The sequence below is a fragment of the Nocardia sp. NPDC004123 genome, from assembly GCF_053603795.1.
In genome coordinates this window covers 85,190-97,064 of sequence record NZ_JBSGGG010000017.1, presented here as the reverse complement: position 1 = coordinate 97,064, position 11,875 = coordinate 85,190, and the positions used below count along the sequence as shown (strand labels likewise).

The 11,875-nt window shown below is 69.2% G+C and carries 13 protein-coding genes; 7 read left to right on the top strand and 6 right to left on the bottom strand.

Annotated elements, in window-relative coordinates; translation table 11 throughout:
• The first annotated feature begins 36 nt into the window (after positions 1–36).
• Entirely contained in the window at positions 37–1,833 is a 1,797-nt protein-coding gene (locus tag ACWEQQ_RS25090) for a vWA domain-containing protein (RefSeq protein ID WP_452349904.1), read from the top strand.
• A gap of 31 nt (positions 1,834–1,864) precedes the next feature.
• Here the strand turns inward: ACWEQQ_RS25090 and ACWEQQ_RS25085 are convergent, their stop codons facing one another.
• Together ACWEQQ_RS25085 and ACWEQQ_RS25080 are read right to left on the bottom strand one after the other, a co-directional pair.
• Entirely contained in the window at positions 1,865–2,809 is a 945-nt protein-coding gene (locus ACWEQQ_RS25085) for an MspA family porin (RefSeq protein WP_452350001.1), read from the bottom strand.
• A gap of 111 nt (positions 2,810–2,920) precedes the next feature.
• Positions 2,921–3,193, bottom strand: a complete 273-nt coding sequence (locus tag ACWEQQ_RS25080; protein ID WP_452340659.1) for a hypothetical protein — start codon at positions 3,191–3,193, stop codon at positions 2,921–2,923.
• A 182-nt stretch (positions 3,194–3,375) separates the two neighbouring features.
• Between ACWEQQ_RS25080 and ACWEQQ_RS25075 the strand changes: the two genes are divergently transcribed.
• On the top strand, positions 3,376–3,996 hold the full coding sequence (locus ACWEQQ_RS25075; protein ID WP_452349903.1) for a DUF5134 domain-containing protein: 621 nt from the start codon (positions 3,376–3,378) through the stop codon (positions 3,994–3,996).
• 105 nt (positions 3,997–4,101) lie between these two features.
• Entirely contained in the window at positions 4,102–5,328 is a 1,227-nt protein-coding gene (locus ACWEQQ_RS25070; RefSeq protein WP_379384119.1) for an aminotransferase family protein, read from the top strand.
• Between the two features lie 26 nt (positions 5,329–5,354).
• Here the strand turns inward: ACWEQQ_RS25070 and ACWEQQ_RS25065 are convergent, their stop codons facing one another.
• Complete coding sequence (locus ACWEQQ_RS25065) at positions 5,355–6,887, bottom strand: MFS transporter (protein ID WP_452350000.1); 1,533 nt, start codon at positions 6,885–6,887, stop codon at positions 5,355–5,357.
• A 151-nt stretch (positions 6,888–7,038) separates the two neighbouring features.
• Between ACWEQQ_RS25065 and ACWEQQ_RS25060 the strand changes: the two genes are divergently transcribed.
• Positions 7,039–7,404, top strand: coding sequence for a VOC family protein (locus ACWEQQ_RS25060; RefSeq protein WP_452349902.1), 366 nt, complete (start codon positions 7,039–7,041; stop codon positions 7,402–7,404).
• Between the two features lie 46 nt (positions 7,405–7,450).
• Here ACWEQQ_RS25060 and ACWEQQ_RS25055 read toward each other — a convergent pair whose 3' ends face one another.
• From ACWEQQ_RS25055 to ACWEQQ_RS25045, 3 genes are all read right to left on the bottom strand, one after another.
• The gene (locus ACWEQQ_RS25055) at positions 7,451–8,143 is read right to left on the bottom strand and encodes a PhzF family phenazine biosynthesis protein (protein ID WP_452349901.1); all 693 of its coding nucleotides are present in this window, start codon (positions 8,141–8,143) and stop codon (positions 7,451–7,453) included.
• 169 nt (positions 8,144–8,312) lie between these two features.
• Complete coding sequence (locus ACWEQQ_RS25050) at positions 8,313–8,852, bottom strand: carboxymuconolactone decarboxylase family protein (protein WP_452349900.1); 540 nt, start codon at positions 8,850–8,852, stop codon at positions 8,313–8,315.
• A 23-nt stretch (positions 8,853–8,875) separates the two neighbouring features.
• Positions 8,876–9,463, bottom strand: a complete 588-nt coding sequence (locus tag ACWEQQ_RS25045) for a peroxiredoxin (RefSeq protein ID WP_452349899.1) — start codon at positions 9,461–9,463, stop codon at positions 8,876–8,878.
• Between the two features lie 108 nt (positions 9,464–9,571).
• Between ACWEQQ_RS25045 and ACWEQQ_RS25040 the strand changes: the two genes are divergently transcribed.
• The 3 genes from ACWEQQ_RS25040 (at position 9,572) to ACWEQQ_RS25030 (ending at position 11,870) form a co-directional block, all read left to right on the top strand.
• On the top strand, positions 9,572–10,480 hold the full coding sequence (locus ACWEQQ_RS25040) for a hydrogen peroxide-inducible genes activator (protein ID WP_354848135.1): 909 nt from the start codon (positions 9,572–9,574) through the stop codon (positions 10,478–10,480).
• 113 nt (positions 10,481–10,593) lie between these two features.
• The gene (locus tag ACWEQQ_RS25035; protein WP_452349898.1) at positions 10,594–11,370 is read left to right on the top strand and encodes an MBL fold metallo-hydrolase; all 777 of its coding nucleotides are present in this window, start codon (positions 10,594–10,596) and stop codon (positions 11,368–11,370) included.
• The gene (locus ACWEQQ_RS25030) at positions 11,367–11,870 is read left to right on the top strand and encodes a gamma-glutamylcyclotransferase family protein (protein ID WP_452349897.1); all 504 of its coding nucleotides are present in this window, start codon (positions 11,367–11,369) and stop codon (positions 11,868–11,870) included. The genes ACWEQQ_RS25035 and ACWEQQ_RS25030 overlap by 4 nt, the downstream gene beginning before the upstream one ends.
• Positions 11,871–11,875: the final 5 nt, after the last annotated feature.

The window sequence follows — 11,875 nt, the reverse complement described above, 5'->3', positions numbered from 1 at the left end:
CCCGTGGCCGGACGCTCGAATCGCCAGCGCGGCAGGGTGATCGACCCGTGGCGGGAGAATCTCGACACCGGGTGGCGGCAGGTGTGCCAGCATCCGATGTTCCGGCGGATCCAGAACGGGTCCATCGACATCGACGGCCGCCTGCCCGAAGGTGTATGGGCGGTCGTATCACCCTGGGGCACTGTCTATTACGACTCGAATCGGCGTGGCTCCGCCGAGGAGTGGGCGTGGGTCTTCGCGCATCTGCTGCTGCATGCGGGGTTCGGCCACCTCGATCCACGCGTCCTGCCGGAGCGCGCCCTGGAGCCGAATGTCCACGCGCGCACCTGGATCACGGCGTCGAGTCAGCCCCATCCGGTCTATCGAGCCGCCTGCTGCACGGTGGTCGACCAGTATCTGCTGACCCTGAAGATCGGCCGCCCGCCGCACGAGTTGCCGCCCCCGCCCGGCGGGTCGGATGAACGTGGCCTGGCCGAGCGCTGGTGGCAGTCGAGCGTCCCGGAGCCCTACCGCCGCACCGAGTTCCCGGACTTCTTCGTCGACACGCCCGAGACGGCCGCCAAGCGCGATCATCAGTCGCGCTTCGCCGCCGGTATCGGCGAGGCGGCCCGGGAGGCGCTGGCCGCGGCCGGCCGCGATGTCACGCGCGGGCAGGCCGCGACCCTTCGGGTCTGGGACCGGGCGCTCAACTGGTTCGTCTCGTCCTATCCACTGCTGGGCGCGCTGGCCGCGGGCATGACGATCGTCGCCGACGCGGATCTCGCGCGCGGCTGGGACATTTCGATCGCCGCGGTCAATGCCGAGGCGGCCGAGATCTACATCAATCCGTTCGCGGCGCTGTCCGCTGAAGAGTGGCGCTTCGTCCTCGCGCACGAAATGCTGCACGCGGCGCTGCGGCACAGTGACCGCGCCGGCTGGCGTGACCACTACCTGTTCAACGTCGCCTGTGATTACGTGATCAACGGCTGGCTCGTCGAGATGGGCGTCGGGGAGCTGCCCGCGGGGCTGCTGTACGACCCGCAGCTCGAGGGTCTTTCGGCCGAACAGGTTTACGACCGCATCGCGACCGATCTGCGTCGCCTGCGCAAGATCGCCACCCTGCGCGGGCGCGGCAAGAGCGACATCCTCGGAGAACCGCTGCCGCACAGCCACACTCCGGGCCGCTACCTGGACCTGGACGAGTACTACCGCAATGCCCTGCACACCGGCCTGGCCTACCACCAGTCCAGCGGCCGCGGACTGCTTCCGGCCGGACTGGAACAGGAGATCCGCGCGCTCGATCAGCCGCCGCTGCCCTGGGATGCCCAACTGGCGCAATGGTTCGACGAGCATGTCCCGGCCGTCGAGAAGCGCCGCAGCTACGCCCGCGCCGCACGCCGCCAGTCCGCGACCCCCGACATTCCGCGCCCGGCCTGGGCGCGCCCGGATGAATCGGTGCGGCTGCCCACCTTCGGCGTCGTACTCGATACCTCGGGCTCGATGTCGGAGGAGCTGATGGGCAAGGGGCTGGGCGCCATCGCGTCCTACGCCCTCGCTCGCGACGTGCCGCGTGCCCGAGTCGTGTTCTGCGACGCGGCCGCCCACGATGCCGGATACCTGCCGGTCGACGAGATCGCCTCCCGCGTTCGCGTGCGCGGTCGCGGCGGCACCGTGCTGCAACCGGGCATCCGGCTGCTCGAACGCGCCGACGACTTCCCGGCCGACGGACCGATTCTGGTCATCACCGACGGCATGATCGATGTCCTGCGCATCCGGCACGAACACGCCTTCCTGATCCCCGCGGGCGCCGCGCTACCGTTCCGCCCCCGCGGACCGGTGTTCCGGATCCGCTGACCCCCAACACTTCTGGAATCGGCTCCGGGCCTCAGAAGGTGAACTGATCGCCGTAGGCGGTGGTCTGTACCACCCCCTGCACGGTACTCACCGTGGTCGTGACGAAGGGGACGGCCGACACCGGTGAGGCGCATTGGGCGACGTTCAACGCGGCGTTGTTGAACGTGATGCGGTACGGGAACACGGTGGTGTTGTCCAGGGCCGACGTCGCCGTTGTCGCGATGGTGACCTGGCCGGGCCCCAAGGTGGCCGTCAAGACTTCGGTCAGGCCCAGCGCCCCGCCGACACTGGGTCCGAGGTCGATGCTGGGTGGAGTGGCACTGGTGGTCGTGGTCGTGGTCGTGGTGGTTGGAGTGGTCGGGGTGGTTGGGGTCGTTGGGGTGGTCGGGGTGGTCGGGGTGGTTTGGCTGGCGCTGGCTGGGGTGGTTGGGGTGGTTGGGGTGGTCGGGGTGGTCGGGGTGGTTGGGGTGGTAGTGGTTGGGGCGGCGCTGGCCGGGCTGGTAGTGGTCAAGGCGGCGCGGGCTGGGCTGGTAGTGCGTAAGGCAACGCGGGCTGGGCTGGTAGTGGGTGTGATGGCGCTGGGTGTGGTGACAGAGGCGATGGGCGTACTCGGGACGGGCGTGACCGTCGCGATCGGCGCGCTGACATCGCTCGCGGGGCTCGCAGGAGTTGCAGGGCTCACTGTCGGGGCGAGGGCGCCGGCCCAGCCTTGATTGGGCTCGATTCCGACGGTGAAGCCGCCGGCCACACTGATCCCGCAGCCGAGGATGAACCCTGCGACGGCCTGACCGGCCGTGATCGGTTCACCCTCCACATTGACCGAGTAATCGCCGGACATCTGCGCGGCATGCGAGAACGTCATGAGATAGTTCGGAGTCCGGTTGCCGGGCGGATTCACCCCGACGCTGTCGACCGATGCCGTCACATGAACTCCTGAACCGGTTACATCGGCGCCGGGTGGCTGGGCTCTGCCCACATCGGCACCCCAGGCCCACACGCCCAGGACCCCCAGGGTTGCCACGGCCGTGCCCGCCGCGGCGACGATTAGTAGACGCCGCAAACCTGGATCCTTTCTCGAAGATGTGCGCTAGCGTTTCTTCCAGAGTTCGATATCGCAGGAACAGCCGCTAATGGCTGGCAAATAGAGCGTATCGGAGACATCGGGCCGGGTAGCGAACGCGGCGATAAGGCGTGTCGACCGGGGAATTCCTGCCTGCCGGGAAATACCCGCCACGAAATACATTGCCGGAAAAAGGTTTCGAGCTGCACTACTTCTTGTTCGCTGCGGGGTCGCCAGACCGGCCTCCATGGTGCTCAGTCGTGCGTCGAAGCTCCGCGTCTCGTGGAGGATCTCTTTCATTGCCTCGGTCGTCTGCTCGACCGAATAGCGCAGCAGATTCGGGTTCGCGCTCGGCCGGGTAATCGGTCACCCCAGTGGCGGTGCCCGGGCGGGTGATTCGGCAGGGGAAAGGCGGGGGCCCCGGGGCCGGACGGTGTCAGCATGGAAGGGGAGCCGGTCGCCGCGGTGAGAGGTGGTGGGGTGTGGCGGTATTCGTGGAGCAGTACGGGGCGGTGCGGTGGGTCGCGGTGATCGCCTTCTGCCTGGCCGCCGCCCTGGTGGCCGCCAGGCTGGGCACGGCGCGCCCGGGGCTGTGCGCCGGGATGCGCGCGGATCGGGAGTCGGATACCGCGCACCTGGTGATGTGCCTGGTCATGCTGGGAATGCTGGTGTTTCCGACGGTCGCCGATCCGCACGCGGTGCGCGGGGTGCTGACGGCCATGGTGGTCGTGTACACACTGTTGCTGGGAGATCGGATGCTGCGGTGGCGCAGCGGGATTTCGGACCCGGACACCGGGGGCGGCACGGTCGGCGCGTTCGCGTATCACGTGCTGGGGGCCGCGGCGATGCTGTACGCGATGAGCGGGCACGGGCCGCACGAACACGGTGGGCACGGGCACGCGGGGCCCGCGCCCGGTCCGGTGCTGATGCTGGCGGCACTGTTCGCGGCGGACGCGGCGGTCATGGCGGTGCCGGCGCTGCGCCACCGGTTGCCACGGGTGTTCCCGCATCCGATGGGCATGACCGGATCGCTGGCCGTGGTGCCGCACCTGGTCATGGATCTCGGCACCGCCTACATGCTCGTCGCCGTCGCTGCCGGGTGACCCGGGGGCCGTTCGACCTGTTCACCGTCGTGATGGTGAGATGGTGAAGAAAGGTCGGTTCGCCCGGATGGGCGTGGCCGATATCGGGTGATGGAGGTGCTCTGGATGGGTTCGCTGTGGCATGGCTTCGCCGATATGGGTGCGGTCGAGCGGGACGGGGCGTTCGTGGTGGCGCGCGGCGAGGGCGCGTACATCTGGGACGAGGGTGGGACACAGTACCTCGACGCCACCGGCGGTCTCTGGTTCGCCAATATCGGGCACGGCCGCCGCGAGATCGCCGACGCGGTCGCCGCCCAGCTGACCCAGGTCGCGCACTACTCCAACTTCGGCGATCTGGCCTCACCGGTGACCCGTGATCTGGCCGAGCGGCTCTCGGCCCTGGCGCCGGTGCCCGGCAGCAAGATCTTCTTCACCTCCGGCGGATCCGACGGCGTCGACACCGCCGCCAAGCTGGCCCGCCGGTACTGGCAGGAGCTGGGCCGCCCGGAGAAGACCATCCTGGTCGGCCGTCAGAAGGCGTACCACGGCATGCATGTCGGCGGCACCGCGCTGTCCGGCATCCCGGTCAATGCCGAGGGTTACACCGGTGTCCTCATGCCCGACACCCGCACCATCGAATGGGATCAGGCCAAGGCACTGACCGCCCTCATCGAGGAGGTCGGCGCGGACCGGATCGCGGCGTTCTTCGCCGAGCCCATCATCGGCGCGGGCGGGGTGTACCTGCCGCCGGAGGGCTACCTCACCGAGGTCCGGCGGATCTGCCGCGACAACGACATCCTCTTCGTCGCCGACGAGGTCGTCACCGGCTTCGGCCGCATCGGCGGATCCTGGTTCGCCTCCTCGCGTTTCGGCCTGGAACCCGACCTCATGACCACCGCCAAGGGCCTCACCTCCGGGTACGTCCCCATGGGCGCGGTCTTCGTCGCGCCCCGCGTCGCCGAGCCGTTCTTCGCCGGCGGCGTCTGGTGGCGGCACGGCTACACCTACGGCGGTCACGCCGGCGCGGCCGCCGCGGCCATGGCCAACCTCGACATCGTCGAGCGCGAGCACCTGCTCGATGCCAGCAAGAACCTGGAATCCCTGCTGCACCAGTACTTCTCGCCGCTGGCCGAGCACCCGCGGGTCGCCGAGGTGCGCAGCGGCCTGGGTGCGGTCGCCGCGGTCCAGCTGGCCGACCCGGCCGAGGCCCTCGCCATGGTGAAAACCCTGCGCGCCCACGGTGTCTCGACCCGCGCCGCCGGTCAGGGCGCCCTGCAGATCTCGCCGTCGTTCGTCATCACCGAGGCCCAGGTCGCGGAGATGGCCGACCGCTTCGCCCGCGCCCTGGGCTGAACCGGACCGGGGGCAGTGCCCGAACGCTAGTGCCCGTGCCCGCCGGAGAGTTCACCGGCGGGCACGTGGCGTAGCTTGGCCACGGCCAGCACACCCACGAGGAGCGCGCCCACCGCCGCGACTCCCGCCGTGATGTGCACACCGTGGATGAACGCCGTGCGGGCCGCGGTCAGGACCGCGGCACCCATATCGCCGGGGAGGGTCGCGGCCACCTGGACCGCCTCGCCCAGCGTTTCGCGCACCGCGTCCGCGCCCGGCAGCTCGCGCGGCAGCGCGTCGGCCAGATCGGCGCGGTAGATGGCCAGGCTGATGCTGCCCAGGATCGAGATGCCCAGGGCGCCACCGAGTTCCGCGCCGGTCTCGGACACCCCGGAGGCGGCCCCCGCCTGCTCCGGCGGGGCGGAGCCGACGATGAGCTCGGTGGTGATGCCGAAGACCGGGGCCAGCCCCAGGGCGATGAGCAGCGAGGCGATCACCGCCAGGACCGGGCCGCCGTGCGCCGAAAGCTCGGTGAGCATGACCAATCCCAGTGCGGCCAGCACCATTCCGGCGCCGATCAGGTAGGCGGGCCGCACGACCCGCACGATACGCGGGGCCGCCTGCGAACCGATGATGAAGCCGACACTGGACGGCGCCATGGCCGCACCGGCCTGCATGGGCGTCATGTCCAGAACCAGCTGGAAGTACTGGGCCACGAACAGGAAATAGCCGAACGCCACGAAGATGGCGATGACATTGATGCCCAACGCGGTGCGGAACGCGCCCAGCCGGAACAGCCGCAGATCCAGCATGGGATCGGGACTGGTGAGCTGACGGCGCACGAACAGCGCGCCCGCGAGCAGCCCGGCCACCGCGGCCACCAGCGGCACCGTCCCCGGTCCATCCTGCGCGACCTTCTTCATGGCCAGCACCAGCGCCACCATGGTGACCACACTGAGTGCGGCACTGGTCAGATCGAGCCGCCCGGCCTCCGGATCACGGAACTCCGGCAGCACCCGCGGCCCGAGCACCAGCAGCAGCGCCATGACCGGTACGGCCAGCAGGAACACCGAACCCCACCAGAAATGCTCCAGCAGTATGCCGCCCAGCAGCGGGCCGACCACGCCGCCCGCGGAGAACGCGCTCACCCAGGTGCCCACGGCCAGCGACCGCTGCCGGGGATCGCGAAACATGTTGAAGATCAACGACAGTGTCGACGGCGCGATGGTCGCGCCCGCGATGCCCAGCAGCGCCCGGCAGCCGATCAGGAATTCGGCGGTGGGGGAGAAGGCCGCGACCACCGACACCACGCCGAACAGCGCCCCACCGAGCAGCAGTAACCGCCGTCGTCCGATGCGGTCGCCGAGCGTGCCCATGGTGATGAGCAGACCGGCCAGCATGAACCCGTAGACGTCGATGATCCACAGCAGTGCGGTGCTGCTCGGATGCAGTGTCGCGCTGATCTGTGGCACGGCCAGGTGCAGCACGGTCAGATCCATGGCGTAGACCAGGCAGGCCAGCGCCAGCACCCCGAGGCCGATCCACTCGCGCCGTCCCGCCCGGTCGGACCGCTCGGGCACGGTCGGTGACTCGACGGAGGTGTCCACGGCGAAAGTCCTTTCCTGGGGTGATCAACTGCGGCCGATGACTGCGGCGCGTCCCAACCATCTCACCGCCCACCGACAGCCGCGCAACCGAATTTTGCCGCGGCACCGCCGGTATGCTGCGGCAATGGCCGAGTTCGAGAGCTACCGCGCCAACCTCGAGGTGGCCGACCTCACGCCCACCGTCGACTTCCTGCGCGATGTGCTGGGGTTCGTCGTCGAGGTCGACGAGCCCGCGATGGGGCTGGCGCTGCTGCGCCGCGGCGGAGTGGGACTGGGCATCGTGCGGACGCCCCGGCCGGCCGTCAACGAGACCACCGCCGGATACGTCGGCGTGGACGATGTGGACGCGCTCTACGCGCACTGCGTGCGCCACGGCGGCGAGATCACCAGCGAGCTCACCGAACACCCGTGGGGGCTGCGGGATTTCGTGCTGCGCATTCCGGGCGGCCATCGGCTTGCCTTCGGGCAGCGCATCGGCCCGGCGGCCTAGGCCGTCCGGGCCGATCGGGTCACGGTGTGCCGAAAAGGATTTGCCGTTAGATGAGGATCGGGTGATCGGCGACCACGCGGCCGCCGACCCGGGCCCAGCCGTCGGAATCCCATTCGGTGAAGATCTGGGAGCCCTCGCCCTGCGTGATGTTCAGCCCGCGGGTGAGCAGGGCGGTCAGCGCGATGGCGGCCGCGCCCGTGGCCTGGTCCTCGGGAACTCCCATGGCGGGGGCGAACATTCGCGCGCGGACCGCGCCGCGCGGCTCGTCGGTCCAGGCCCAGCAGTAGTGCTGGCCTGCCGGGAAGTCGGCCGGATCCAGGGTGGCGATCTCGGCCGGATCCTCGAACTGGTGGAATTCGAAGGCCGGGGCCCATTCGGCCCGGGCCCGGGCCCAGGTCAGGCCCTCGGAGAGGGTCACCTCGACCGGCCCGGCGGGCACGTCGATGATCTCCACGGGTTGCCGCTGGTCATTGAGCCACCACGCGGTGCCGACCGTGGGGTGCCCGGCGAAGGGCAGCTCGGTGGCGGGGGTGTAGATACGCATTTTCACTCGCCCGTCGACCGGGTCGTCGACCACCACGGTCTCGCTGTAGCCCACGCGGGCCGCCAGCGCCTGATGGTCGGCATTCTCGACGGCGGAGCGGCGGACGATGCCGAGCGGATTGCCGAAACGCCCGGCCGCGTCGGTGAACACGCGCACGACTTCGATTTGAGCGCCATCACTTTCCGGAACGGTCATGTCAAGCGAGCTTACCGACAGTTATCGATTCGCGGGAGGCCCGCATATGGCCGGCTCGTTGGCCAGGGCGCTTTCCGATCCGACCGGCGACCGTATTGCGGCAATCGACGAGCAAATGCAGAAAAGGGCTGTACACCCGCAGGTGTACAGCCCTTTCGGCCGGACTCGACTAGACGGTGGCGGTGGCCAGCGCCTCGGTCGATGCCACGGCCTGGCCCACGCCCGCCACGATCGCGGCGGCGCGCAGCGCCTCGAAGATCACCTCGCGCGAGACGCCCGCCTCGCGCAGTGTGTGCTCGTGCGCCTCCAGGCAGTGCTGGCAGCCGTTGATCGAGGAGACCGCGAACGACCACAGCTCGAAATCGGCCTTGTCCACGCCCGGCGTGCCGATGATCTGCATGCGCAGGCCCGCGCGCAGATCGTCGTAGCGGCCCTCCAGGAATGCCTTGCCGCGGTAGAACACGTTGTTCATGCCCATGATCGACGCGGCGCCGAGTGCGGCGTTGTACGCCTCGGCGGACAGCACGTCGGCCGCCTCCTCGGCGATCTCGCGCAGCGTGGTCGCCGAGCGGGTGGCCGCGGCCGACGCCAGCAGGATGCCCCACAGCTGCTGCTCGTTGAGCACGGTGGTGCGCGCCAGCGAGGACAGGTTGAGCTTCAGATCCTTGGCGTACTCGGGTAGCGAGTTCTTGAGATTTTCGATGGTCACGACGAATTCCCTTGTGAGCCTTGTTACACCGACGCGGTCATGAGCTCGCCGGCCTGGATGGTCGGGTCGCCCTTCTTCCAGTTGCAGGCGCACAGCTCGTCGGACTGCAGCGCGTCCAGCACCCGCAGCACCTCCTCGACATTGCGGCCCACCGAACCGGCGGTGACGGACACGAACTGGATCTCGTTGTTCGGGTCGACGATGAAGGTGGCGCGGTCGGCGACGCCGTCGGCATTGAGAACGCCGGTGGCGGTGGACAGTTCGCGCTTGAGGTCGCTCAGCATCGGGAACGGGAGGGTCTTGAGGTCCTCGTGCTGGGCGCGCCACTGGAAGTGGACGAACTCGTTGTCGACAGAGGCGCCCAGCACCTGCGCGTCGCGGTCGGCGAACTCCTCGTTCAGCTTGCCGAAGGCGGCGATCTCGGTCGGGCACACGAAGGTGAAGTCCTTGGGCCAGAAGAAGACGATGCGCCACTTGCCGGCGTAGTCGTCGCTCGAGATCTGGGTGAAGTAGTCGTCGGGCTGCTGAGCGTTCACCTTCGAGAGATCGCCGCCGATGACAGCCGTCAGGTTGTAGGCGGGGAACTGATCGCCGATGGTCAGCAGTGCCATGCTTGCTCTCCTCATATGTAGTCGTACCGATTGTGTCGAGACGTGTATACGATCATTGCCGAACTGCGGTGAGAGGTAAACGTGATCGGTCGCACTACACTGATAGGCGTGACTGATCAAACTTATCAGCCCACCCTGTCACAGCTGCGTGCGTTCGCTGCCATCGCGGAATACCGGCACTTCGGCACCGCGGCGACGCGGCTCGGCGTGAGCCAGCCCACGCTATCGCAGGCACTGGCATCATTGGAAAACGGACTGGGGCTCCAGCTGATCGAGCGCAGTACGCGGCGGGTCCTGGTCACCGCCGACGGCAAACGGCTACTGCCGCAAGCCATTGCCACCCTCGAGGCCGCTGACCGATTTGTCGCCTCCGCTGCAGGTGAGGGGCTGCGCGGCACCCTGCGGCTCGGCATCATCCCGACCATCGCGCCGTACGTGCTGCCCCGGCTGCTGCCCGAATTGCGTACGCGGGTGCCCGCTCTGGTGCCGCACGTCATCGAGGACCGGACCGCCCGGTTGCTGGACGGGCTGCGCTCGGGCGTCCTGGATGTGGCGCTGCTGGCGCTGCCCACCGATGTCGCCGGACTGGTCGAGATACCGCTCTACACCGAGGAGTTCGTGCTGGTGCTGCCGCGCGAGCACGAACTGGCCGGGCGCACCGACCTGACACCGGCCGACCTGGACGCGCAGCCGCTGCTGCTCCTCGACGAGGGCCACTGCCTGCGCGACCAGACCCTGGAACTGTGCCGGGCGCACGACGCGCAGCCGGGTGCGGTCGGCGACACCCGCGCGGCCTCGCTGGCCACCGTGGTGCAGTGCGTCGCGGGCGATCTAGGCGTCACGCTGATCCCGGCCATGGCGGTGGCCGCCGAAACCGCGCGCGGCACTTTGGACATCGCGACCTTCGCCGCGCCCGCGCCGGGCCGCACGGTCGGACTGGCGTTCCGCTCCTCCACCGCCCGGGGCGACGACTACGACCAGCTCGCCGAGATCATCCGGGAATGCCGGCCGCGCTGACCCCTCGTGCGGTGCACGGCGCTGACCCCTCGTGCAGTGCCGGCCGGCGACCCCGACAATTCCGGCAACCTGCGCGGTTGCGTCACCACAGGGTGTCTGAAACGCTCGGGCCTATGCGGATTCACCACCTGAACTGCGGCACCATGGGATTCGGCCTGATCGATCACTGCCTGCTCATCGAGACCCGGGACGCGCTCGTGCTCGTCGACACCGGGTTCGGGCTGGAGGCCGTGCGGCAGCCCGGCAAGATGGTGGGTGCCGGCCGTTTCCTGCTGGGGGCGAAGCCGGCCGAGGCCGAGACGGCGGTGCGCCAGATCCAGCGCCTGGGCTATGACCCGCGCGATGTCCGCCACGTCATCCTGACCCATCTCGACCTGGACCACTCCGGCGGGCTGTCGGACTTTCCCGAGGCCACCGTGCACGTGCACGGACCCGAATTCCGTGCAGCCACCGCCACACCGACCCTGTCCGAGCGGTTGCGCTACCGGGCCGCGCAGTGGGCGCACGGGCCCAAGTGGATGGTGAACGAGGTCGAGGGCGGCGAGGACTGGTTCGGGTTCACCGCGGTGCGCGACCTGCCCGGGCTGCCGCCGGAAATCCTGGTGGTGCCGCTGGCCGGGCACACCCGCGGGCACGCCGGGGTCGCGATCGACCACGGCAACGGGTGGCTGCTGCACGCGGGTGACTCGTTCTTCGCGGAGTCCACCATCCATCCCGAGGAGCCCTTCACGCCGTTCTGGTGGAAGGTGTACGAGACCGGAGCCATTGCGGGCGAGGCGTATCGGGCCAATCAGCGGCGGCTGCGGGAACTCAGGAAGCTGCACGGTCACCAGGTGACCATCATCAACTCGCACGACGCGGGCATTTTCGCCCGTACGGCCGGCAGATGACCAGCCCCGGCTCGCGGGAACTCCCCGCTCCGCCGCCCCGCGGTTCGCGGTGGAGGCGATCGCGGTTACCGGCGGCGGGTGAGCCCCTGTTCGTCTACGGGACTCTACAATTCGGCCCGGTGCTGACCGAATTGATCGGTCGGGTACCGGCCATGGAACCCGCGCGGTCGATCGGGCGGCGGGCGGCCGCGCTGCCCGGCCGCGCGTATCCGGGACTGGTGACCGCGACCGGCTCCGTGACCGAGGGATACCTGCTCACCGGGCTGACCGCCGACGAGTGGCGGGTGCTCGACGCTTTCGAGGACGACGAATACGATCTGCTGCCGGTGTCCGTGCACGCGGGGGAGCGGGTCGGCTACGCGTGGACCTATGCCTGGACCGCCGAGGTCGAGGACTTCGAGTGGTCGCCGACGGCCTTCGCCTCCGAGCACCTGCCGCGTTACGTCGGGAAATGCGCTGCGTGGCGGCGGAATCTGATCCTGCTCAGCGAGACTGTATGACGCCG